The sequence below is a fragment of the Pantoea sp. NPDC088449 genome (genome assembly GCF_044753225.1).
Classification (GTDB): domain Bacteria; phylum Pseudomonadota; class Gammaproteobacteria; order Enterobacterales; family Enterobacteriaceae; genus Pantoea; species Pantoea floridensis.
Map to the genome: position 1 here is coordinate 241405 of NZ_JBIVMT010000004.1, position 23059 is coordinate 264463.

The window sequence follows — 23059 nt, forward strand, 5'->3', positions numbered from 1 at the left end:
GATGAAAATAAAAATAAATAGCATGAGAGTTCCAGTTTTTACTGGACCTGGCATTCTCACTGTTTCGCCGCTAATGGTCATTATTCGCCCGTAATCGGCGCTTTATCTTCCTTGTTTTTATTTGATGACACCAAACCTGCCCCGTAGCAGGTTGAGTTTAGGAGCGCACATGCTGTTGGTTACCTGGGATAGCGTTCTGGTTTCCGTTTCACTGATTGTGGCCTTCATCGCCGCCTTTACCGCATTAGATACGGCAGGCCGCGTCGCCGTATCCCGCGGTTGCCTGGCAAAACTGTGGTTAGTGGGCGGCGGCACCGCAATGGGCATTGGCATCTGGGCGATGCACTTTATTGGCATGCTGGCGATGATGATGCCGGTGACCATGCGCTATGACATCCCGCTCACGGCACTCTCCTTACTGGTCGCTATTGCGACGTCTATCTTCGCGTTTGCCCAAAGCGTGCAGGGCAGTCACCTCACGCGCCGGCGCTTAATGCGCGGCACGTTAATACTCGGTAGCGGCGTGATTGCCATGCACTACATCGGCATGAACGCTCTAATGATTGAGACGGCGATTAGGTGGAATATGCCGCTGGTGACGTTATCCGTGGTGATTGCCTACGCGGCGTCCGGTGCCGCGCTGTGGCTGGCCTTTCATCTACGCCAGGGGGAAAGCCTGCTGATATTGCGTGTCTGTGCGGCGCTGGTGATGAGTATTGCCATTGCCGGCATGCATTACACCGGTATGGCCGCGGCGGACTACAGCCAGCCGATGATGATGCAGCATCACGGCGTCAGTGAAGAGGGGCTGGCGGTGTGGGTCACCATTATCACGCTGAGTATTCTTGGATTGACGCTGCTGATTTCAATGCTGGACGCTCAGCTGCGCGCGGCGCGTCTTGCAGCCAAATTGAAGCGCGCCAACAGCGAACTGCGCCAGCTTGCGCTGCATGACAACCTCACTGCGCTGCCGAACCGCGTGATGCTAGAGCAGCAGCTCACCACACAGATCAAGCAGGCTACGCTGCAGGATGAAACCTTCGCACTGATGTTTATGGACCTCGACGGGTTTAAAGCGGTCAACGATACCTGGGGCCATCATGTGGGGGATCGCTTGCTGATTGCGGTGGCCGATCGCTTGCAGGCGGAAGTCAGTGAAGATATTTTGCTGGCGCGTTTAGGCGGCGATGAATTTGTGCTGCTGTGCCCGCAGTACGCTGTTCATCAGGCGACAAATCTGGCGCAGCAGCTGGTGCAAGCCATTGATGTCCCTTTTGAGTTAGATCGTTATTCGCTGCGTGTTTCGCTCAGCATCGGCATTGTCATCTTCCCGCTGCACGGGCGCAGCCAGCAGGAGATGATGTTCAACGCCGATTCCGCCATGTATCACACCAAGCACAGCGGGCGTAACGGCTGGTGCCTGTTTGAACCGGCCATGAGTGCTGTTGCTCAGCATCAGCTGGCGCTCGCCAACGATCTGTGGAATGCCCTGGAATATCAGGAAATGCGTCTGTTCTATCAACCCAAATTTCGCGCCGGAGGCACGGTGCTGATGGGGTTTGAGGCGTTGCTGCGCTGGCAGCATCCGCGTCGTGGGCTGCTGATGCCGGACATGTTTCTGGCGCGAGCCGAGAAAACCGGCCAGATTGTGGCGCTGGGTAATTGGGTGATCAACGAAGCCTGCCGCCAGCTAAAACAGTGGCGCGATGAAGGCAACGGCGACTGGAGCGTATCGGTCAATCTCTCGGCGCTGCAATTCCAACAGCGCGATCTGATTGAAAGCCTGCACCAGGCGCTGCAGCGTCATCAGATCCCCGACGGGGCGCTGATGCTGGAAATTACTGAAAATATCGCCATGCGCGATCCGCAGTTTAGCCAGCAGCGCATTGCCGAGTTGCATCGGCTAGGGGTGAAAGTGGCTATCGATAATTTTGGCATCGGCTATGCCAATCTGCTGCATCTGAAACATCTGGAAGCGAGCGAGCTGAAAATCGATCGCGCCTTTATTAATAGTTTACGCGCGGATAGCGAAGACGCCACGGTGGTGAGTGCGATGCTCACGCTGGCTCGCTCGCTGAACCTGCGCATGGTGGCAGAAGGCGTTGAAACGGAAGAGCAGCAGCGCTTATTAACCGGTTTAGGCTTCGATACCTTACAGGGCTATCTGCTGGGTAAACCGACCCCGGCGGAGCGCATCGGGGAGTTTACCGCTGCGCTGGCATTTACGGATAACGTCGTGTCTTCTGGCGCGTAATAATCATTTTTTGTGTTCTTCCGCATTGGAAGGTTTCATCGTTCATCGGCTCAGATCGGCAGGATAACTGCCGATAATTCCTACAATAAAACCAATAGATTTCACTCTTTTTAACCACACCACAGCTGACTTAAAACGGCTTCAACTTAGGAAATCACTATGTTAGTGACTTCGTATGACTCATTTACCGTCATCGTTTCGATTTTAGTAGCGATGCTGGCCTCGTTTACTGCGCTTGATATGGCAGGACGCGTGGCTTCCTCAACTGGCAAGGTGGCGCTGGTTTGGTTGCTTGGCGGTGGATTCGCCATGGGCGTCGGCGTCTGGGCAATGCACTTCATCGGCATGTTGTCGATGAGCCTCGATATGGTGATGAGCTACGATCCCCTGCTCACCGTCGCCTCAATGGTGGTGGCGGTGCTGGCCTCGATTTTTGCCCTGTGGCTGGCTTGTGCGACGAAGGAACTTCCCTGGACACGATTAATTGGCGGGGCACTGGTGCTGGGTTCCGGGGTCGTTGCCATGCACTACACCGGCATGGCGGCGCTGATGTTTGCACCGGGTATTAGCTGGAACTGGGGCTGGGTAGCTGCGTCGGTGGCCATCGCCATGGTCGCCTCCTGCGCGGCGCTGTGGCTGGCGTTTCACCTGCGCGAAGGACATGGCCGCGTGACGCTGCTGCGGCTCGGGGCATCGGTGGTGATGGGCTGTGCCATTGCAGGTATGCACTATACCGGCATGGCCGCCGCCAACTTCCCGATGCACAGCCACGCCACGCACATGGGCGTAAACAGTAACTGGTTGGCAATTGTGGTCACGGTAGTGACGCTGGCGATCCTTGGCATTACCTTGCTGGTATCGATGCTGGATGCCCGCATGCAGGCGCGCACCTCAATTCTGGCGCAATCACTGGCCGAGGCTAACCGCGAGCTGGCCCAGCTGGCCTTGCACGACAACCTGACGCGCTTGCCCAACCGTATTCTTTTGGAAGATCGCCTTGAACAAGCCATCAATAAAGCGAACCGCGAGAAATCACAGTTTGCGCTGATGTTTATGGATCTGGATGGCTTCAAGGCAGTCAATGACGCCTTTGGCCATCACGTTGGTGATAATCTGCTGATTGGCGTCACCGAGCGTATGACCGACCAGATGAAAGGGCACTACACGCTGGCGCGGATGGGCGGCGACGAATTTGTGCTGCTGCTGGAAATTGATGATCCGAACGATGCGGCGGCGGTAGCGGATACGCTGGTGAAGGCCATCGATCGCCCGTTTGACATCTCGCGTTATGAGCTGGTGGTGTCACTGAGTATTGGCATTGCCGTTTATCCGGGGGATGGCAAAGACGACCGCGAGCTGATGTTTAATGCCGATGCCGCCATGTATCACACTAAAAATAATGGCCGCAACGGTTACACCTTCTTCCAGCAGTCGATGAACACCCTGGCGCAGTCGCAGCTGCAGTTGAACAACGATCTGTGGCAAGCGCTGGATAATCAGGAACTGCGGCTGTTTTACCAACCTAAATACTGCGCACCGAGCGGACCGATCCTCGGCTTTGAAGCGCTGCTGCGCTGGCAACATCCTACGCGTGGCCTGCTGGCCCCGGATACCTTCCTGCCGATGGCGGAAAAGACCGGCATGATTGTGAACATTGGCAACTGGGTCATTAACGAAGCCTGTCGCCAGCTGCGCACATGGCATCTACAGGGGCATCCGCATTGGTCCGTAGCGGTGAACCTGTCGGCGCTCCAGTTTGAGCAGAGCAATCTGGTGGAAACCGTGACCGAAGCGCTGGATAAGCACCAAATCCCGGCGGAGCTTTTAACGCTTGAGGTGACTGAAACCACGGCGATGCGCGATCCTGAAGTGAGCGTACGCATTCTGACCGAGCTCACCAATATGGGCGTCAAAGCCTCGATTGACGATTTCGGTACCGGCTACTCGAGTTTGTTGTATCTCAAGCGTTTACCGGCGAGTGAACTGAAGATCGACCGCGCTTTCGTCAATGAACTTCAGGCGCAGTCTGAAGATGCCACTATTGTTTCCGCCATCGTTGCCTTAGCGCAGTCGCTGCATCTAAAGGTGGTGGCCGAAGGGGTAGAAACCCAGGATCAGCAGGCGTTTCTTACCGGCTTGGGTTGCGATACCTTGCAGGGCTATTTGTTGGGCAAACCGGTCCCGCCAGAGCGCATTGGCGAACTGCCGAATTTTTATGCAGAAGCGTTAGAGCTGGAGCGCGTCACTTAGCCAGCACGTTGTCTCTCCGATTCCTCCCTCTCCCGCTTGCGGGAGAGGCATAGGGTGAGGGAAACTAGCCGCCAAATCCTCTACATGGGAGTTCGGGTGGCGAAATATCAGCAGTTGGTGGAACAGCTTCGCACGCAAATCGAGGCACGTATCTGGCCGCCGGGTGAAAAACTGCCGTCGCTACGCCAGCAGGCTGAGCAGAGCGGGCTGAGCCTGATGACGGTGATGCACGCGTATGAGGTGCTGGAAAGCCAGGGCTGGATTGTGTCGAAGCCGCAATCGGGCTATTACGTGGCGCCGCGCGCCGCAGAAAGTCGTCCCCGTCTGCCCACCCGTGAAGTGGCGAAAACCGACCAGGCGGATACCAACAGCTTTGTGTTTGACGTGCTGCAGGCCACGCGTAATCCCGCCATCATACCGTTTGGCTCTGCTTTTCCCGATCCTGAACTGTTCCCCCAGCGCCAGTTGATGCGCTCGTTGGTGAAAGTCTCCCATAATCTGAAGCCCACGGATGCGCTGAATAACTTGCCGCCGGGCAATGAAGCGCTGCGTAAAATTCTGGCTCAGCGCTATGCACAACAGGGCATTACGCTATCGCCGGATGATATCGTCATCACCAACGGCGCGATGGAAGCGCTCAATCTGAGCCTGCAAGCCGTTACCGAACCCGGTGATTGGGTCATCCTCGAGAATCCCTCCTTTTATGGCGCTTTGCAGGCCATTGAACGCCTCAAGCTGAACGCCATTGCCATCGCCAGTGATGTTGAACACGGCATGGATCTGGCTGAGCTGGAGCAGGCGCTGCAGCGCTGGCCGGTGAAAGCCTGCTGGTTAATGACCAACCGGCAAAACCCACTCGGTTTCACCCTGAGCGCAGAGCGTAAACAGCAGCTGGTGGCTCTGCTGGCGCGCTATAACGTGGCAATGATCGAAGACGATGTGTATAGCGATTTGTATGAGGGACAAGATAAGCCGCTGCCGGCCAAAGCCTTTGATCGTGAGGGCAACGTGCTGCACTGCGGCAGCTTCTCGAAAAATCTGGTGGCGGGATTTCGCGTCGGTTGGGTAGCCGCTGGTCGGCATGCGCAGCGCGTGCAGCGTATTCAGCTGATGAGCACGTTATCGACCAGTGCGCCAATGCAGCTGGCGTTAGCCGATTTTCTCAGCACGCGTAGCTACGATGCGCATTTGAAGAAGCTGCGTCAGACGCTGGCAAAACGTAAACAGCTGGCGCAACAGGCACTACGACGGGTATTGCCGGAAGCGGCAAGGATTAGCGATACGCCGGGCGGCTATTTTCTCTGGGTAACGCTGCCCGCGCAGATTAACACCACGCAGCTGTATCATCTGGCGCTACAGGAGGGGATCAGTATTGCTCCCGGCCAGCTGTTTTCCAGCAGCGAGGGCTTTAGCCACTGTTTTCGCTTTAACACCGCCTGGCCGTGGGATGCACGTGCCGAGGCGGCGGTAGAAACACTGGGCAAATTGATAGCTGGATTACATCGTTAAACCAGGGCTGCCTGCTGGTGGCCCCAGGTTAGATAATAAACGTCGTAGAAATCCACTTCGCCCTTCTGCTTCATCAATCGATCGATGCCGCTTCGCACGCGATCCGGCGTCTGCGGATTCTCAAGAATTTTGTCCAGCGCCTGCTGGGAAACCGGCTGCACGTAATACCATTCGCCGTTATAGCAAACGCGCAAATCCAGCGTATCGATATCTTCGAAACGATATTTTGGATTGATATCCATCAGCATCAATACACTCATCACCAGCACAAACACAGTGGCAAACCAAAAGGCGGGCCAGCCGAGCATGTCGGTTGAGAAGAGCAGCGCCACGCACAGCGCGTAGCACAGGTACATAATGGCCCAGAGTCCCGGATGGGTTTTCAGGAAGGAAAAGCTAAAGCGCGGCAAATTATCGCGCCGTCCCTCACGGTTCAGCGTGGCGATTTCGTCGAGCAGGATTTGTTTGATCGCGTCCATTGTTCACCTCTAATTATTACTACCTGCCAGTAAAGCACATAACAGTGAAGCGAATTAGTGACAGATTTACGGTGTTTTTTTATAACAGTTGCTGAAGGGGCGGCTGGTTCTGCACGTTGACCTTATAGCGCAATAGGTGACGACGCGCAGTGATAAAGGTTGATTACAGAGGATATGTTCAGAGCAACGCTGTTTTATCGATGCTTGGTAAATAATGGATCTCCATCACATCAGCGTGCATCACCTCAATTAACCACGCTACCTGCCCGATCCGGCTATTACCTGCTGAGCAGTATGCGCTATTAAGGTGGGGGGTTTAGGTTTCCGATTGCTTCATTCATGAAAATAGAAACAATTCTCAATATTACAAAAAAGGTGAAAATTAATGATTTATTGTTTTTTTAACGGTGTTAATTATTAATTAATTTATTCAACTTATTGATTTTAATTGATTAATATTTTAATTCATTAAACCTTATAGCTAAGAATATTCTGATGCGTATACTCATCGCCATTAAAGGTAACGGTGGCTATTAGTTATCAATAGCGGCTGATGCGTAGTCCGTATTAATAGCGTTAAGTATGGCTGTTATCTTTTTAACTCGCATGCATTGGCATATGTAATAAGACAACGCTTTTATTAATAAAGGCGCGATTTTTAATCGGCGTTCAGGACGTTTTTTATTATGAGTATCGGTGGGGCAATACAGAAAAATAATGATGGTCGCTTTATTTCTCAGGCGGATTTCCCTATGAATCTGCCTGAGAAATATATCCATCAACATGTATTGATTATATCGACTCCGGATACCGTGAAATCTCCGTCAAATCGCTATCAGTCGTTCAAGTCCGTCGCCAGACGGGTTTTGTCGTGAGGAGATTTCATGAGCGTATTCAATGAAGTCACCGAACTGACGCCTGTTGAAGAGACGCGCTACCTGCAACAGTGGCAGCCGCTGGTGAAGCGCGTAGTACGGCAGCTCTCCGCCCAAACGGATGCGGTGATGGATCGTGGCGATCTGGAACAAATTGCCTTTATGGGGCTGCTTGAATCGCTACGTCGTTATGGCCGTCCTGACGATCATTTTGCCGGTTACGCTTTACAGCGCGTGCGGGGAGCGGTGTTGGATCAGCTGCGTCTGCACGACTGGCGTCCGCGACGTCTGCGGCAGAAAACGCACAAAATCAATGATGCGGTGCGCGCACTCACGCGCCGTCTCGGCCACGAGCCGAACGAAGAAGAGTTGCGTCGACACCTCAAGCTCAGTCCGGAAGAGGTGCAGGAGTATTTGCTGCTGGAATCCGCTAGCGCGATGGAGAGTTTTGACGATCTGCTGGCAGGCGAAGCGCTGAGCAGTGTGTTAAGCGGACGTGCGCTGGAAGAGGAAATTAGCATTCAGCGCACGCTAAAGACCGCGCTGGCTTCGCTGAGTGAGCGCGAACAGTTGATTCTCAGCCTCTATTACCAGCACGAAATGAGCCTGAAAGAGATTGCGCTGGTGCTCGAGCTCACCGAAGCGCGCGTCTGCCAGATTAATAAGAAGATTGGCGTGAAGATTAAACAATTCTTTGAGTAGAGCATCCTGCAATTAACGTTCTGACATCAGAACGCTAAATGCCTGCGATAACCTGTCAGTGCCTTTGAATCCATTTGTGGGTTCGACCGGTGGCGAAATCCACCGGCTTTTTTTTGCCTGTAATTTGGCTGGTGCGCATTAATGCGCACCCTACAACAGCCCCGGGCCCCTCGTAGGGTCGCCATTGATGGCGACCAGGTGCGCATTAATGCGCACCCTACAACAGCGCCGGAACCCTCGTAGGGTCGCCATTGATGGCGACCAGGTGCGCATTAATGCGCACCCTACAACAGCGCCGGAACTCTTGTAGGGTCGCCATTGATGGCGACCAGGTGCGCATAAATGCGCACCCTACAACAGCGCCGGAACCCTCGCAGGGCTGCCATTGATGGCGGCCAGGTGCGCATTAATGCGCACCCTACAACAGCGCCGGAACCTCGTAGGGTCGCCATTGATGGCGACCAGGTGCGCATTAATGCGCCCCCTACAACAACGCCGGAACCCTCGTAGGGTCGCCATTGATGGCGACCAGGTGCGCATAAATGCGCACCCGACAACAGCCCCGGAACCCTCGTAGGATTGTCATTTAGGGTCACCGCAGAATGGCGGCACGAAATGTTAAATATGTTGCAAACTAATTTGGCTTTAGTTAGCTAAATCATTCTTTTATGTGAATTTTGTCGGCGGGCGCACATTGCAATGGCTGTGAGGTAAGCCACAATTAAGCCATGTGGTTAACCGGAGAAAGAGTATGACTGCCAACAACTCCAGCCTGCTGTTACTGATGTCTTTCGCCGCCGGCACCTTTTCCGCTGGATCGTCCAGCAATCCGCAACATTTGATGCTATCGCTACCGTCCGGTGGCGTGCCTAACAATCCGCTGCCGCTGATTATCTGGCCCGGTATCGTGCCGGATGAAGATGAAGCGGCAGACAGCGCGGCCTGGTTTGAAAAAACCTTTACCCGCAACGGCTGGCCCGCTGCCTGGCGCTCGCCGATCTTCCCCTATACGCATTATCACCCCAACACGCATGAAGTCTTAGGCGTCGGCGCCGGCTGGGCGGAAGTGCTGTTTGGCGGGGACAGCGGTCGCATGGTGACGCTACGCGAAGGCGATGCGGTGCTGATCCCCGCCGGAGTGGGCCATAAGCAGGTATTTGCCTCTGAGGATTTTTTCACCGTGGGCGCCTATCCTGAAGGGATGTCCCCGGAAACCGTGCGTGATGAGCCGTCGCGTTTACGTGCGTCGAAGGAGAAGATCCAGCATGTTCCCTTGCCGCATCGCGATCCCTTCACCGGTGGCGATGGCGCGATGACGGAGATTTGGCTGCCAATCGCGCAGCAGCTGATGCACCAGTAAGGTGCAAATCAGCCGTAATCGTCCGCGCGGCGCGTGTGCCATGCCGGGGCAAGCCTCTGGCACAGTTTGTGCAGGAGAGAGTGAGGTCCTCTGACAAGCGCCGGGTAAATCATGAAAGAAAGCTACCAGATAGCATCGCACTTCTATGATGAGATGTTGCTAAGCGATGGCCAACACCGCGCTCATTATCAGCAATACTGGGAATGGTTACAGCAGGCGGACGTCGATGCAGTGGCGCGCAAGCGTGAAGAGGCGGAACTGCTGTTTCATCGTGTGGGCATTACGTTCAACGTATACGGTGACGATGGTGGAGCGGAGCGTTTAATCCCCTTCGACAGCGTGCCGCGCATCATACCTGCGCGAGAATGGGCAATGCTCGACCGCGGCATCCGCCAGCGCGTCCAGGCCCTTAACGCCTTCCTGCATGATATCTACCATCAGCAACACATCCTTAAAGCCGGAATTGTCCCCGCCGAACAGGTGCTGGTTAACGATCAGTATCAGCCCTGCATGCAGGGAGTCGATCTGCATCGCAACATATATGCGCACATTGTCGGCGTGGATATGGTGCGTAATAACGATGGCGACTATTACGTACTGGAGGACAATCTGCGCACGCCGTCCGGCGTCTCGTACATGCTGGAAAACCGCAAAATGATGATGCGGCTCTATCCGGAGCTGTTCGCCGAACAGCATATCGCGCCGGTAGAGCGTTACCCCTCGCACCTGCTGCAAACCCTGCGCGAAAGCTCGCCGGTTAACGATCCGGTGGTGGTGGTGCTGACGCCAGGCCGCTTCAACAGCGCCTACTTTGAACACAGCTTCCTCGCGCAGCAGATGGGCGTGGAGCTGGTGGAAAGCGCCGACCTGTTCGTGAAGGACGGCGCGGTGATGATGCGCACCACCGCCGGGCCGTGCAAGGTGGATGTGATCTACCGTCGCGTGGATGATGCCTTCCTCGATCCGCTGGCGTTTCGTCCTGATTCAATGCTGGGGGTGCCCGGTCTGCTGTCGGTGTATCGCTCCGGCAACGTGGTGCTGGCTAACGCCATCGGCACCGGCGTTGCCGATGATAAATCGATCTATCCTTATGTGCCGGAGATGATCCGCTTCTATCTCGATGAAGATCCGATCCTCAATAACGTGCCCACCTGGCAGTGTCGTAAACCGCAGGATCTCACCTATGTGCTTGCTAACCTCAGCAAAATGGTGGTGAAAGAGGTACATGGCGCCGGCGGTTACGGCATGTTGATTGGTCCGGTGGCAAGCGAGCAGGAGCTGAGTGATTTCCGCGATCGCCTCAAAGCGCGACCGGAAAACTACATCGCGCAGGACACGCTTTCGCTCTCCACTTGCCCAACCTTTATTGATAACGGCCTGGCGCCGCGCCATATCGATCTGCGACCGTTTGCCTTGTGCGGTGCCGACATTCGGCTGGTGCCCGGGGGGTTAACTCGCGTAGCGTTAAATGAAGGATCGCTGGTGGTGAACTCGTCGCAGGGCGGTGGCACTAAAGATACCTGGGTTTTGGAGGATGACGCATCATGCTAAGCCGCACCGCCAGTGGTCTTTATTGGATGGCGCGCTATCTGGAGCGCGCGGAACAACTCGCTCGTGTGTTAGACGTCACCAATCGCTTATCGTTGATGCCGGTGCGCGGCAGCCAGGGGGATGAGCTGCTGCTGCCGCTCAATCTTACCGGCACACGCGAGCTGTTTGAAACCCTCAACGGCCGTTTCACCATGGCGCAGCTGTTCAACTTCTTTGCCCTCGACGATCGCAATCCGAGCAGTATTTTCAGCTGCTGGCAGGAGGCGTGGAACAACGCGCATGCGGTGCGCGGCAGTTTGTCATCGGAAGTGTGGGAGAGCATTAATTCCACCTGGATTGAAATGCGCAATACGCGACGACGCGGTATTACCAGCGCTAATGCCGATACCTTTTTTGATTGGGTTAAAGAGCGCTCGCACCTGTTTCGCGGCGCGATGTTCGGCACTTTGCTGCGCGGCGATGCCATGTGTTTTATTCGTATCGGCACCCTGATGGAGCGCAGCGATGGCACCGCGCGTTTGCTGAGTGTGAATCAGCAGCTGCTGGAGCAGCAGTCGGATTCGGTACGCGAATATTATTGTCTCGATACCCTGCTGCGTGCGGTCTCAGCGCGCGAAGCCTATAACGCTATCTTTAAGCAGCAGCTGTTTCCCGATCTGGTGAACGAGATGCTGATCCTGCGCAGCGAAAGTCCGCGATCGCTGCACTCCTGCATTGATGAGATCGCTACCCAGCTGGAACAGATCGGCAGCAGCGGCGAAGATCGTCCACGTTATCTGATCACCGTGCTACTGGCGGAGATGCGTTTCAGCACTTGGGAAAGCCTGACGCACGAAGGGTTGGATGGCTGGCTCAATCACTTCCTCACGCGTCTTAACGCGCTGGCCGAGAGTATTAATCACACCTATCTGGAGGCGAAATGAGACTGAACATTGAGCATAAAACCAGCTACGCCTACGAGCAGCAGGTAAAACTCAGCACCCAGTATCTGCGCCTGACGCCGCAAAACTCGGTGCATCAGCAGATTATCTCGTGGGATTTGGAGCTGCCGTGTGCCGCCACGCGTACAGAAGATGCCTACGGCAATGTGATGCATGTGCTGACGCTGGATACGCCGCATCAGCAATTGGCTATCGCAGCGCGCGGGGTGGTGGAGATCCTCGATGACGGCGAGTGGGCACCCGATCCGGAATGCGCGCTATCGCCGCTGGTGTTTCTGCGCTCAACGCCGTTAACCCAGCCCAACGGCGAGATTCGCGATTTTGCTCAGCGCTACTGGCGGCCAGAGAAGCCGCTGGCCAGCCTGGAAAAGCTCATGGACGAACTGCTGCTGAAAATGCCGTATCGTCCTGGCAGTACTCAGGTAACAGATGCCGCAGCGAAAGTATTTGCTGCCGGCAGCGGTGTTTGCCAGGATCACAGCCACGTTTTTCTCGCCTGCTGTCGCAGCCTTGGCATTCCGGCGCGCTATGTCAGCGGCTATCTCTATACTGAAAACGTTGAGCACGTCGCCACTCATGCCTGGGTTGAAGCCTGGCTGGATGGCAGTTGGCACAGCTTTGATATCACCAATAATACCCGCAGTACGCGTCAGCATTTACGGCTGGCGGTCGGCGTGGATTATCTCGATGCATGTCCGGTGCGCGGTATGCGGCTGGGCGGCGGCGGTGAAGATATGCTGGCGGTGGCTGCGGTGCTGCAGGTGCATGCGCAGTAGCAATCTGAATAGGCACGACTATGACTTATTGTGTGGCAATGCGTTTATCGTCAGGGATGATTTTTGTCTCCGATTCGCGCACCAATGCGGGCGTTGATCATATCTCCTCGTTCCGTAAACTGCATGTTTTTCAGGTGGATGATGAACGCACGCTGGTGCTGCAAAGCGCAGGCAATCTGGCCACCACGCAGAGCGTACTCAGCCTGCTGCGACGTAACAACGGCGATAGCGAACAGCCCAATTTGCTCAATGGGCGATCGCTGTATGACATTGCGCTGATGGTGGGGGAAACGCTGCGGGAGGTAATCAAACGCGACGGCGAAGAGTTTGGCGGCACGCTGCTGTTGGGCGGCCAGATTCGTGGCGAGGAGCCGCGTCTGTTCCAGATCTATCCGCAGGGTAATTTCATTGAGGCCAGCGTCGACACGCCTTATTTCCAGATTGGCGAGAGCAAATATGGCAAACCGATTATCGATCGCGTGCTGCGTTATGAAACGCCGCTTAGCCAGGCCATGCAGTGTGCGCTGATCTCAATGGATTCGACGCTCGCCAGTAATATTTCCGTGGGCCTGCCGCTGGATGTGATGGTGTATCACACCGACAGTTTCAGCGATAACCAGCAGTATCACATCACCGAGCAGCACCCCTATTTTTCACAGATTCGTCAGCTGTGGAGCAAAGGCTTATTGAGCGTGTTTTCGCAGTTGCCCCCCCTGCAGCTGTAGCCTGAATGGCAGACGCCTCGCCGCGTTTGCCCCTTCTGACTTTTTCCTCGGTTAGTACATCCCGGTCATAAATCTGAAAACAAGCCGTTTTAACGTCGAAGCGATTAATCGCTGCGCATAAAAAGGTGAATAATGTTTTCAGTTGATCAGCTTCTCGATACGTACTGGCCCGGTCACCAACCCGCGAACTGGCAAAAAAACGCGCTGAAATGGGCGGTTCGCGAACATGAATTCCAGGCATTTGCTGCCCGCTATCGCCACCTCAAAGGCGTGGATATGGTGGAGCAAGTGCTGGAGCATCTGGATGTGCGTTGTGAACTGAGCGAGCGCGATCTGGAACAAATCCCCACGCGTGGCCCGGTGGTGATTGTCGCTAATCATCCGCTTGGCGCCCTGGATGGATTAGCCCTGCTGGCGGCCGTTTCGCAGGTGCGGCGCGATGTGAAGATCGTGGCCAACCGCATGTTGATGATGCTGGAACCGATCAACAACATGATGCTGCCGGTGGATAACATGGGCAACCGCACCAGCCGCGAACAGTTCACGCGCATGCAGCAGCATCTTGATAATCAGGGTGTACTGATCATCTTCCCGGCGGGTGAAGTCTCGCGGCTTACCAGTCGAGGCGTGCGCGATCGTCACTGGCATCACAGCTTTCTGCGTCTCGCCGCGCGCGCGCGCGCGCCTATCGTACCGGTGCATGTGGTGGGGCGTAACAGCCTGGCATTTTACGCGGCAGCGAAAATTGCCGCACCGCTGGCGTTGCTGATGCTGGTACGTGAGATGTTTCGTCAGCGCGGCGCGCGCATCAAGCTGCATATCGGCGAGCAGATCCCCTTTGCGCATTGGCATGATGGCCATACGCCCGGCAAAGAGCTGGCGAAGCGGCTGCGTAAGCATCTGTATCGCATCGGGCAGGGGCGACGCGGCCTGTTCCAGACCGCAGCGGCGATTGCCCGCCCGGAAGATCGTGCCGAGCTGAAAAAAGCGCTGCTGGAGAGCGAACGACTCGGCACGCTGCCGGATGGCAAACAGATCTACCTGTGGCGACGTAATGGCGCGAGTTGGGTACCGCTGCTGCGCGAGCTGGGCCGTTTACGTGAAGTGGCGTTCCGCGCGGTCGGCGAGGGCAGCGGGCGCCGTCGCGATCTCGACAAATACGATGATGATTATTATCACCTGATTTTGTGGGATGACGATGAACTGGAAATTGTCGGTGCCTATCGCTTTATTCCGGGCGCCGAGCAGCTGGCGCGTCGCGGACTGGAGGGCATTTACAGCGACAGCCTGTTCCACTACGACGAGCGTATGCTGCCGATTATCCATCAAGGTCTCGAGCTGGGCCGCAGTTTTATTCAACCCGCTTACTGGGGGAAACGCGGCCTTGATTATCTGTGGATGGGGATTGGCGCCTATATCGCCAAATATCCCGAAACCCGCTATCTGTTCGGTCCGGTATCGATCTCCGGCGGGATGCCGCTGGCGGCGCGCGATTTGCTGGTGGCGTTCTATCGTCTCTATTTCCCTACCGAACTGCCGCTGGCAACCTCGCGTCGCCCCTATCCAGCATCGCTGCCGGAAGTGCTGGCGCAGTTCACCGGCGATAATTACAGCGAAGATTTGCGACGCCTTAAACACCTGCTGGCCAACCTCGGCACCGCTATTCCCACGCTGTACAAACAGTATTCGGAGGTATGCGAACCGGGCGGCGTGCAGTTTATCGATTTCGGCAGCGACCCCGATTTTAACCACTGTATTGATGGGTTAGTGCTGGTGGATCTCACCCGGGTGAAGCCCGCGCGCTATGAGCGTTATATCGGGATGCATCTGTGAATTGGTCGCCATAAATGGCGCCCCTACGGCGAGGTGGCGGGGATCGTATGTTTATGTAGGGTCGTCATTTATGGCGACCAGGCTCAATGTCATGGAATCGTCATCACAGTGTCGTAGGGTCTTAGCCGGACTGATTAAGAAAGGCCCGAAACATGGCATCAATCATACTGCGCGGGCTGTGCAAATCCTTTGCGGCGCAGCCGGTGTTGCAAGATATCTCGCTGCAGATTGCGCAGGGAGAATTCATCGCCGTATTAGGCCCGTCGGGCTGCGGCAAAACCACGTTACTGCGCCTGCTGGCCGGATTTGAAACCGCCGATGCCGGGGAAATCCACGTTGGCAATCGCTGCTTTGCGGCTCCGGGCGTTCACGTGCCGCCGGAAGATCGTCAGCTTGGCGTGGTGTTCCAAAGCTACGCGCTGTGGCCGCATATGACGGTTGCGGAAAATGTCGCCTACAGCCTGAAGGTCAATGGCGTGGCGCGTGCAGAACGCGAACGCCGCACCGAGCAGGCACTGGAACTGGTGGGATTGCAGGATTTTGCCACGCGTCGTCCCGCCGATCTCTCCGGTGGCCAGCGTCAGCGTGTGGCGCTGGCGCGTTGTCTGGTCGCGCAGCCAACGCTGGTATTGCTCGACGAACCGCTGGCGAATCTTGATGTGCACCTGCGCGCCACAATGGAAGAGGAGTTCCGCCGCTTCCACCATCACAGCCACGCGACTTTGCTTTATATCACTCACGATCAGCATGAAGCCATGGCGCTGGCCGACCGCATCGTGGTGATGGATGGCGGACGCGTGATGCAGTTTGCCACGCCGCACACGCTGTGGCGTGAACCGGCGAATGAGATGGTTGCCCGCTTTATTGATGACGGCAAAGTGCTGCCCATCCACGACATCGAACCGTTCGGCGCAGGCCGCGCGCAGGCCACGCTGTGCGGTTTGCGCGTGTCATTACGCTGCGCGCCTGAGCAGCGCCCGCAGCCGCACGGGCAAGCCAGTTTTCATGCGGTGGACTTCCGCCTGGCGCAGCCTGGCGAACCGCAGTTTGCCGCCCAGGTGCAGCGGGTGATTTATCGCGGCGGCCATTATCAGCTGATTGTCACGCCGCTGGCGGCACCTGAAACCCGCATTACGTTGCTGCTGGATGGGCCACCTTTACCCGTTGTCGACGCTACGCTGGGTGTGGCGCTGCGCGACGGTTGGATTCTGCCTTCTTAATCGTTATCAACTCAGGGAAATGCTATGCGTACGTCATTTAACGTTTTGATGTTAGCCGGATTACTCGTTTCAGCCGTCAGCCATGCCGACGACGCGCCAGCGGGAAAGCTGGTGGTTTACACCTCGCAGGCACCGGAAATTGCTCAGCAGACCATGGATGCATTCAAAGCAGCCTATCCGAATGTGCAGGTTGAGTGGACGCGTAACGGCACCACGCAATTGATGAACGTGCTGCGCACCGAGATGATGAGCGGCCAGGCGAAGCCCGATGTACTGCTGATTGCCGATGCCATTAACCTCGGCGCGCTCAAGAATGAAAACCAGCTCTACCGCTACAGCGACGCGCCACTCAGCCATATCAATCCGGCGTTTTACGATAAAGATAAAACCTTTTTTGGCACCAAAATCATCGCCACGGTGATTGCCTATAACACGCAGCACGCGCAGCCGATTGATAGCTGGAACGCGTTGGCGGTTGAAGCCAACAAGGGGCAGATTGCGGTGCCTAGCCCGCTCTATTCCGGCGCGGCGCTCTACAAGCTGCACACCGACATCAACACGCCGTCCATTGGCTGGAACTTCTATAAGCAGCTTGCGGCGATTGGCGTGGCGCCGCAGGGCGGTAACGGCCCGGCGCTGAAAGCCGTCGCCAGCGGGCTGGATAAATACGGCATCATCACCGATGCCGACGTGATTCTGGCGAAGAAAAAAGGCTCCCCGGTTGACCTGGTCTATCCGAAAGAAGGCGTTTCCTATGTGACCGAGCCGGTAGCCATCATGAAGTCGGTGCATAATCTGCCTGCCGCCAAGGCGTTTGTGAACTTTATGCTGTCGGAGCCGGGCCAGAAACTCGTGGTCGAACAGGGCAACCGTCCGGTGGACGATCGCGTTGCGGCGCCAGCAGGCTTCACGCCGATCGACCAGATCAAGCTGCTGTCGCCTGACGTCGCGAAAGCGATTAAAGAAGACGCCGCGGTGCGCGATCAATTCACCGCCCTGTTCGGCGGCTAAGCATGAGCGTGGTCAGCAACGAATGGCGCAGCGCGGCGCGCGGCGGTAAACGCGTTAACAGCGAACGCCTGGTTCTGGCGCTGATGGTAGTGCTGATTGGTTTACTGTCGGTCGCGCCACTGCTGCGGCTGGTATGGACCGCTATCGCGCCTGCCGGCGTGCCGGACATGACGCGGTTAGCGCGTCTGCTGACCAGCGATCGCGTGCTTATCGCCAGCGGCAACACGTTGTTTATCGCGCTCAGTTCCACCTTGATTTCCGTGGTGCTGGGCACCGCCGCCGCCTGGCTGGTGGCGCTCAGCAACCTGCGCGGCAAAACCGCGTGGGTATTTGCCTTTATTCTGCCGCTGATGATTCCGCCGCAGGTCACGGCGCTGGCCTGGCTACAGGCGCTGGCACCGGGCAGTCCGCTGGCGCTGCTGTGTGCCGCGATGGGGCTGCCGTGGTTTGCGCCGGGTGAACAACCGCTCTATTCCCTTACCGGCATTGTGCTACTGCTGGGGACGCACAATGCGCCGCTGGTGTTTCTCACCGTGCGCGCCGGTTTGCGGCGTTTACCGGCAGACTTAGTCGAAGCGGCGCAGGCGAGCGGGGCGACGCGCCTGCGTGTGTTATTCACCGTTATTTTGCCGCTGGCACGGCCGGCGATTTTTGCCGGTGCCGCCCTCACTTTTGTTGCCGCAGCAGGCAATTTTGGTATTCAGGCCCTGCTCGGCATTCCGGCGCGCGTGCCAACGCTTATCACGCTGGTGTATCAGCAGCTCAATGGTATTGGCCCGAGTGCGCTGCCGAATACGGCGGTATACGCCTTGCTGATCGCGGCGATTACGCTGGCGGGCATGGCGGCCAGCGCGTGGCTGGGCGGGCGGCATGATGTGCGCGTTAACGGCGCACCGCGCCTGTGGCAGCAATCGCTGGGGCGCGCCCGTATGGCTATTGAAGCGCTGGCGTGGTGGTGGATGGCATTGACACTACTTTTACCGCTCAGTGCCTTGCTTATCACGGCGTTAACCCGCGGCTTTGGCCAGGCGCTGACCTGGCAAACGCTGACGCTGGAAAACTTCCGCGCCGCCTTGTGGGGTTATCCGGCTGTGCGTCAGGCTTTCCTCACCAGTCTGGGATTGACCACGCTAGCGGCGCTGATTCTGACGGTTTGCGCGCTATTCCTCGCTTACTTCCTTAGCTGGCGTCGTACAAAACTGGTGCACGGCCTGTGGCTGGCGAGTGAACTCACCTACGCGCTGCCGGGAATTGTGACCGGCGTGGCGGCGATGCTGTTCTTCCTGCGCCCGCTGCCGATCGTCAACGTTTCACTGTACGGCACGGTGTGGATCATCCTCGCCGCCTATCTGGCAAACTTCCTCGCGCTGGTGCTGCGTCCGACGCTGGCCGGATTCGCACAGCTGGAGCCGGCGCTGGATGAAGCGGCACGTTTGTGCGGTGCCGGCTTTATGCGGCGCATGCGCGATATTCTGCTGCCTTTGGCTGCGCCCGCCGCGCTGGCGGGCAGCGTGCTGGTCTTTCTCACCGCCCTGAATGAAATTCAGGTCTCGATATTGCTGGTCACTTCGCAAACCCAAACCATTGGACCTACCATTGTGTTTCTCGACGAAGGCGGATCGGCTTCGCTGGCGGCGGCAGTGGGCTGCCTGATGATTGTTGTGGTTTGCTTATTGATGACGCTCGCCACCTATCTGGCGCGACGCCTGCCGCAAGGCGTTCTTCCCTGGCAAGCGTAACGGGCGTTTCCGTCAACGCATGATGAGTGGTTAAGTATCCCGCTGAACATTTTCTCGCCACTGCCGATAATCTACCTACCAACACTTGTCTGTGGGCGAATAGCGCTTGTCAGCGCTGCGTATTTGCGCTTAAGTCTGCATGCTAATTAAGAATTTTCTTAATAATTCTGAATAATACCAGGCCAGCAATAGGCGAATAACAATGAATAATAACTCTGACGTCATGTACCGATTATTGGTGCAGAGCGTGGTGGATTACGCCATTTACATGCTCAAACCCGATGGCACCGTGGCGAACTGGAACGCCGGGGCACAACGCGCCAAGGGCTACACACCCGATGAAATTGTTGGGAAGAACTTTGCGCTGTTCTACAGCGAAGACGATCGTAAAAACGGCGCGCCGCAGCGCGGGCTGGCAGTGGCGACAGCGACGGGGCGCTTCGAAACCGAAGGATGGCGCTATCGTAAAGATGGCAGCGCGTTTTGGGCGCATGTGGTGATTGACGCGATTCGGGATGAGTATGGCGAGTTGTTGGGTTTTGCCAAAATCACCCGCGACTGCACCGAACAACAGGCATTACAGCGGAAACAGCGGGAACAGGAGCAGCGTTTTCGTATGCTGGTGGAGGGCGTTAGCGATTACGCCATCTATATGCTCGATTTGGACGGCAACGTTGAAAATTGGAACGTAGGCGCGCAGCGCGCAAAAGGCTACGTGGCGGAAGAGATCGTTGGGCAGCACTTCTCGCGCTTCTACAGTGCGCAGGATCGCCTCAATCACATCCCGGAGAAGAACCTCAGCACCGCGTTTAAAACCGGTCGATTTGAGGATGAAGGTTACCGTTATCGCAAAGACGGCAGCGCCTTTTGGGCGCACGTCATCATTGACGCAATTCGTGATGATGCCGGCAAGCTGATCGGCTACGCTAAAATCACCCGCGACTGTACCGAGCAGCAGGCGCTACTGCGCAAACAGCACGAGCAAGAGAAAAACTTCCGCCTATTGGTTGAGGGCGTGCGCGATTACGCCATTTATATGCTGGATGTGCAGGGCCGAGTGGTGAACTGGAATAGCGGTGCACAGCGTGCCAAAGGCTATGTTGCCGATGAGATTATTGGCCAACACTTCTCGGTGTTTTACAGTTCAGCCGAGCGCAATGCCAATGCGCCTGAAGCGAATCTCGGGATTGCGTTAAAAACCGGGCGTTTTGAAGATGAAGGCTGGCGCTACCGTAAAGACGGTTCCGCCTTCTGGGCGCACGTGGTTATCGAAGCGATTAGCGATGAAACCGGCAAACTGATTGGCTTCGCCAAAATTACCCGCGACGTGACCGAGCGTCGTGAGAATGAGCAAAAGCTGCTGCGCGCGCGGGATTTGGCGCAGACGCAGAGCGCGAAAATGTCGGAGTTATCCGGCTTTCTCGACACCATCATCAGTAATATTCCCTCTTGTGTGATTGTCGAAGACGCCATCAGCCGTGAAATTTTGATGGTAAATGACAAAGCCGAGCAGCTGTTTGGCATCAACAAAGCGCTGATCATGCATAAACGCCCGCACGAATGTATGTCGCCGGAGCTGGGGGATTACTTCAACAGCCTGGCGGATGTGGCGTTGCGCTGCGAAGGTATTCATTCACGGGAACAGCTGCTGCTAACCGCCGGCGGCGAGCGCATTCTGCATACCCGCGCCACCACCATCAGCGGCAAGGATATGCGTCAAAACTACGTGATGCTGATTGTGGAAGACGTAACGGATCAGCGCGAAGCGGATGCGCGCATCCGCCATATGGCGCACCACGATAACCTCACCAGCCTGCCAAACCGCGTGCTGTTCCGCCAGAAGCTGAGCGAAGCGCTGCGGGTTGATAGCCAGAACAAGCACATCAGCGCGACGCTCTGTCTCGATCTCGACAACTTCAAGAATGTGAATGATGCGCTGGGCCACCAGATTGGTGACGATTTGTTGCGCGTGGTGGCGAAACGCCTGCGCAGCGCCCTGCGCGATCACGATACATTGGCACGCATTGGGGGCGATGAGTTTGCCATTGTGCTACCGAATGTTCGCGGTGCGGATGAAGCGGCGATGGTGGCGCAGCGGCTCATAGAAGCGATTCGTCCACCGGTGAACATTGAAGGGCATAATTTGTCGGTGGGCTTAAGCGTGGGAATTGCGCTGACGTCACAAACCACCAATACCCCCGAACATATGCTGCGCTGCGCCGATATGGCGCTGTACGAAGCCAAGCGCAATGGCCGCAACCGCTTTGAACACTTCACGCTGGCGATGGACGATCTGGCGCGCAGCCGTCGCGTGATCGAGAACGATCTGCGTGAAGCCATTACTGGCCGCCAGCTTAAACTCTATTACCAGCCGATCACCGATGAGAACGGCATTATCGGCTATGAAGCGCTGATGCGCTGGCATCACCCGATTAAGGGGCTGATCATGCCGAATGATTTTATCCCCATCGCCGAAGAGACCGGCTTGATCCATATGCTCGGCGCGTATGCGCTGTATGAAGCCTGCCGCGAAGCGCAGAGCTGGGGCACGGAGCAATCGGTCTCGGTGAATTTGTCACCGCTGCAGTTCAAGAACAGCTCGCTGGTTTCGGTGGTCGAAGGCGCGCTGCGGGAATCAGGGCTTGCGCCGCATCGGCTGGAGGTGGAAATCACCGAATCGGTGCTGCTGGACGATACGCTCGGTAATATCCGCACGCTGCAAAGCCTGAAAACCCTCGGCGTGCAGATTGCGCTCGATGATTTTGGCACCGGCTATTCATCGCTGAGCTATTTGCGATCGTTCCCGTTCGACAAGATCAAAATCGATAAGTCGTTCATCAACGATATGGGCGATAGCCGCGAAGCGCTGGCGATTATCCGCGCCATTACCGGCATGAGCCGCAGCCTCGATATTCAGATTACCGCCGAAGGTGTAGAGAGCAGCGAGCAGTTTGCCAAGCTGCGCGAAGAGGGCTGTACGTTGTTCCAGGGCTATTTCTTTGGGCGTCCACAGCCATCGGAACTGCGTTTGAAAGAGCTGGATTAATTATCCTGGTCGCCATGAATGGCGACCTTACAATCTTCCCTGCGAAGCCATAAAAAAACGCCCGACATGTCGGGCGTTAGCGGTTTTGCTGTGTGTAATCTTTTTTTTTTATGCGCCGTGGCCGTCAACGGACATGTGGCCGAGATCTTTGTCCACCAGGAACAGGCCTTCGCCTTTATTGCCCACCAGCGCCAGTTTATCCAGCACGGTTTTGAACAGCTTCTCTTCTTCATGCTGCTCTGCCACGTACCACTGCAGGAAGTTGAAGGTTGAGTAATCCTGCGTGGTTAATGCCGAATGCACCAGCTCATTGATTTTTTTGGTGATCAGCTGCTCATGCTTCAGCGCTTCTTCCAGCACGTCATTCAACGAGGTCCAGCTAATTGCCGGAGCAGCAATGCTGCCCAGAACCGGAAGGGCACCTGCATCGCTAACGTAATCGAACAGCTTTTGCATGTGCTGCATCTCTTCGCGTGAATGCATTTTCAGGAATGAAGCGGCACCTTCATAGCCTTTATCGCTGCACCAGGCGCTCATCTGCAGATACAGGTTGGCAGAAAAGAATTCCAGGTTCAGTTGGTCGTTTAAACGAGAGGTCATTTCAGCAGTTAACATGGCTGATTCCTTTTTAATTTATCAGGTGAAGTGCGATGAATTATGCATCAATCTATACTTTTTTGTGAAGGGTTTTCCGTAAAAAGGTTGAATTTATCTTATTGATTGTAAATGGAATTATTCCACTTGTTGAATGCGAAGAGTTCTCAGTTTTGACTAATTTTCATTCACGC

General features: G+C 56.0%; 16 protein-coding genes. 14 read left to right on the forward strand and 2 right to left on the reverse strand.

What is annotated here, in order from left to right; translation table 11 throughout:
• Positions 1-169: 169 nt before the first annotated feature.
• From ACIP6T_RS18555 to ACIP6T_RS18565, 3 genes are all read left to right on the forward strand, one after another.
• The gene (locus tag ACIP6T_RS18555) at positions 170-2254 is read left to right on the forward strand and encodes a putative bifunctional diguanylate cyclase/phosphodiesterase (RefSeq protein ID WP_400458314.1); all 2085 of its coding nucleotides are present in this window, start codon (positions 170-172) and stop codon (positions 2252-2254) included.
• 159 nt (positions 2255-2413) lie between these two features.
• Positions 2414-4504, forward strand: coding sequence for a bifunctional diguanylate cyclase/phosphodiesterase (locus ACIP6T_RS18560; protein ID WP_097096013.1), 2091 nt, complete (start codon positions 2414-2416; stop codon positions 4502-4504).
• A 96-nt stretch (positions 4505-4600) separates the two neighbouring features.
• Positions 4601-6013 carry a PLP-dependent aminotransferase family protein gene (locus tag ACIP6T_RS18565; RefSeq protein WP_345829839.1) on the forward strand — a complete coding sequence of 471 codons (1413 nt, stop codon included), beginning with the start codon at positions 4601-4603 and terminating at the stop codon, positions 6011-6013.
• Here the strand turns inward: ACIP6T_RS18565 and ACIP6T_RS18570 are convergent.
• Positions 6010-6492 carry a YlaC family protein gene (locus tag ACIP6T_RS18570; protein ID WP_400458315.1) on the reverse strand — a complete coding sequence of 161 codons (483 nt, stop codon included), beginning with the start codon at positions 6490-6492 and terminating at the stop codon, positions 6010-6012. The two genes, ACIP6T_RS18565 and ACIP6T_RS18570, sit on opposite strands and share 4 nt — an antisense overlap.
• A gap of 884 nt (positions 6493-7376) precedes the next feature.
• Between ACIP6T_RS18570 and ACIP6T_RS18575 the strand changes: the two genes are divergently transcribed.
• The 11 genes from ACIP6T_RS18575 (at position 7377) to ACIP6T_RS18625 (ending at position 22271) form a co-directional block, all read left to right on the forward strand.
• Positions 7377-8069 (forward strand): FliA/WhiG family RNA polymerase sigma factor, encoded by a 693-nt coding sequence (locus ACIP6T_RS18575; protein ID WP_097096017.1) that lies wholly within the window; start codon positions 7377-7379, stop codon positions 8067-8069.
• Positions 8070-8820: 751 nt separating this feature from the next.
• Positions 8821-9429 carry a hypothetical protein gene (locus ACIP6T_RS18580; protein ID WP_097096018.1) on the forward strand — a complete coding sequence of 203 codons (609 nt, stop codon included), beginning with the start codon at positions 8821-8823 and terminating at the stop codon, positions 9427-9429.
• A 111-nt stretch (positions 9430-9540) separates the two neighbouring features.
• Positions 9541-10980 carry a circularly permuted type 2 ATP-grasp protein gene (locus ACIP6T_RS18585; protein ID WP_400458316.1) on the forward strand — a complete coding sequence of 480 codons (1440 nt, stop codon included), beginning with the start codon at positions 9541-9543 and terminating at the stop codon, positions 10978-10980.
• Positions 10974-11903 carry an alpha-E domain-containing protein gene (locus ACIP6T_RS18590; RefSeq protein ID WP_345828280.1) on the forward strand — a complete coding sequence of 310 codons (930 nt, stop codon included), beginning with the start codon at positions 10974-10976 and terminating at the stop codon, positions 11901-11903. Before ACIP6T_RS18585 ends, ACIP6T_RS18590 begins: the two co-directional genes overlap by 7 nt.
• On the forward strand, positions 11900-12697 hold the full coding sequence (locus ACIP6T_RS18595) for a transglutaminase family protein (RefSeq protein ID WP_097096021.1): 798 nt from the start codon (positions 11900-11902) through the stop codon (positions 12695-12697). The genes ACIP6T_RS18590 and ACIP6T_RS18595 overlap by 4 nt, the downstream gene beginning before the upstream one ends.
• 20 nt (positions 12698-12717) lie before the next feature.
• Positions 12718-13422, forward strand: a complete 705-nt coding sequence (locus ACIP6T_RS18600) for a proteasome-type protease (protein WP_097096022.1) — start codon at positions 12718-12720, stop codon at positions 13420-13422.
• Positions 13423-13554: 132 nt separating this feature from the next.
• Positions 13555-15255, forward strand: a complete 1701-nt coding sequence (locus ACIP6T_RS18605; RefSeq protein ID WP_345828284.1) for a GNAT family N-acyltransferase — start codon at positions 13555-13557, stop codon at positions 15253-15255.
• A gap of 152 nt (positions 15256-15407) precedes the next feature.
• Positions 15408-16475, forward strand: coding sequence for an ABC transporter ATP-binding protein (locus ACIP6T_RS18610; RefSeq protein WP_097096024.1), 1068 nt, complete (start codon positions 15408-15410; stop codon positions 16473-16475).
• Positions 16476-16499: 24 nt separating this feature from the next.
• Entirely contained in the window at positions 16500-17486 is a 987-nt protein-coding gene (locus ACIP6T_RS18615) for an ABC transporter substrate-binding protein (protein ID WP_345828288.1), read from the forward strand.
• Between the two features lie 2 nt (positions 17487-17488).
• On the forward strand, positions 17489-19225 hold the full coding sequence (locus ACIP6T_RS18620; protein WP_400458317.1) for an ABC transporter permease: 1737 nt from the start codon (positions 17489-17491) through the stop codon (positions 19223-19225).
• 202 nt (positions 19226-19427) lie between these two features.
• A complete protein-coding gene (locus ACIP6T_RS18625) occupies positions 19428-22271 on the forward strand; it encodes an EAL domain-containing protein (protein WP_400458318.1) in 2844 nt (947 codons plus the stop codon).
• A gap of 108 nt (positions 22272-22379) precedes the next feature.
• Here ACIP6T_RS18625 and ftnA read toward each other — a convergent pair whose 3' ends face one another.
• Positions 22380-22886: a non-heme ferritin gene (gene ftnA / locus ACIP6T_RS18630; protein WP_097096028.1), complete on the reverse strand. Its 507-nt coding sequence runs from the start codon at positions 22884-22886 to the stop codon at positions 22380-22382.
• Between the last annotated feature and the right edge of the window lie 173 nt (positions 22887-23059).

What these genes read in the sequence shown, in the direction of transcription:
- ACIP6T_RS18595 (WP_097096021.1), top strand. Translation starts at nt 11,900, where the DNA reads ATGAGACTGAACATTGAGCATAAAACCAGCTACGCCTACGAGCAGCAG.
- ACIP6T_RS18580 (WP_097096018.1), top strand. Translation starts at nt 8,821, where the DNA reads ATGACTGCCAACAACTCCAGCCTGCTGTTACTGATGTCTTTCGCCGCC.
- ACIP6T_RS18625 (WP_400458318.1), top strand. Translation starts at nt 19,428, where the DNA reads ATGAATAATAACTCTGACGTCATGTACCGATTATTGGTGCAGAGCGTG.
- ACIP6T_RS18600 (WP_097096022.1), top strand. Translation starts at nt 12,718, where the DNA reads ATGACTTATTGTGTGGCAATGCGTTTATCGTCAGGGATGATTTTTGTC.
- ACIP6T_RS18575 (WP_097096017.1), top strand. Translation starts at nt 7,377, where the DNA reads ATGAGCGTATTCAATGAAGTCACCGAACTGACGCCTGTTGAAGAGACG.
- ACIP6T_RS18585 (WP_400458316.1), top strand. Translation starts at nt 9,541, where the DNA reads ATGAAAGAAAGCTACCAGATAGCATCGCACTTCTATGATGAGATGTTG.
- ACIP6T_RS18590 (WP_345828280.1), top strand. Translation starts at nt 10,974, where the DNA reads ATGCTAAGCCGCACCGCCAGTGGTCTTTATTGGATGGCGCGCTATCTG.
- ACIP6T_RS18610 (WP_097096024.1), top strand. Translation starts at nt 15,408, where the DNA reads ATGGCATCAATCATACTGCGCGGGCTGTGCAAATCCTTTGCGGCGCAG.
- ACIP6T_RS18615 (WP_345828288.1), top strand. Translation starts at nt 16,500, where the DNA reads ATGCGTACGTCATTTAACGTTTTGATGTTAGCCGGATTACTCGTTTCA.
- ACIP6T_RS18570 (WP_400458315.1), bottom strand. Translation starts at nt 6,492, where the DNA reads ATGGACGCGATCAAACAAATCCTGCTCGACGAAATCGCCACGCTGAAC.
- ACIP6T_RS18555 (WP_400458314.1), top strand. Translation starts at nt 170, where the DNA reads ATGCTGTTGGTTACCTGGGATAGCGTTCTGGTTTCCGTTTCACTGATT.
- ACIP6T_RS18620 (WP_400458317.1), top strand. Translation starts at nt 17,489, where the DNA reads ATGAGCGTGGTCAGCAACGAATGGCGCAGCGCGGCGCGCGGCGGTAAA.
- ftnA (WP_097096028.1), bottom strand. Translation starts at nt 22,886, where the DNA reads ATGTTAACTGCTGAAATGACCTCTCGTTTAAACGACCAACTGAACCTG.
- ACIP6T_RS18560 (WP_097096013.1), top strand. Translation starts at nt 2,414, where the DNA reads ATGTTAGTGACTTCGTATGACTCATTTACCGTCATCGTTTCGATTTTA.
- ACIP6T_RS18605 (WP_345828284.1), top strand. Translation starts at nt 13,555, where the DNA reads ATGTTTTCAGTTGATCAGCTTCTCGATACGTACTGGCCCGGTCACCAA.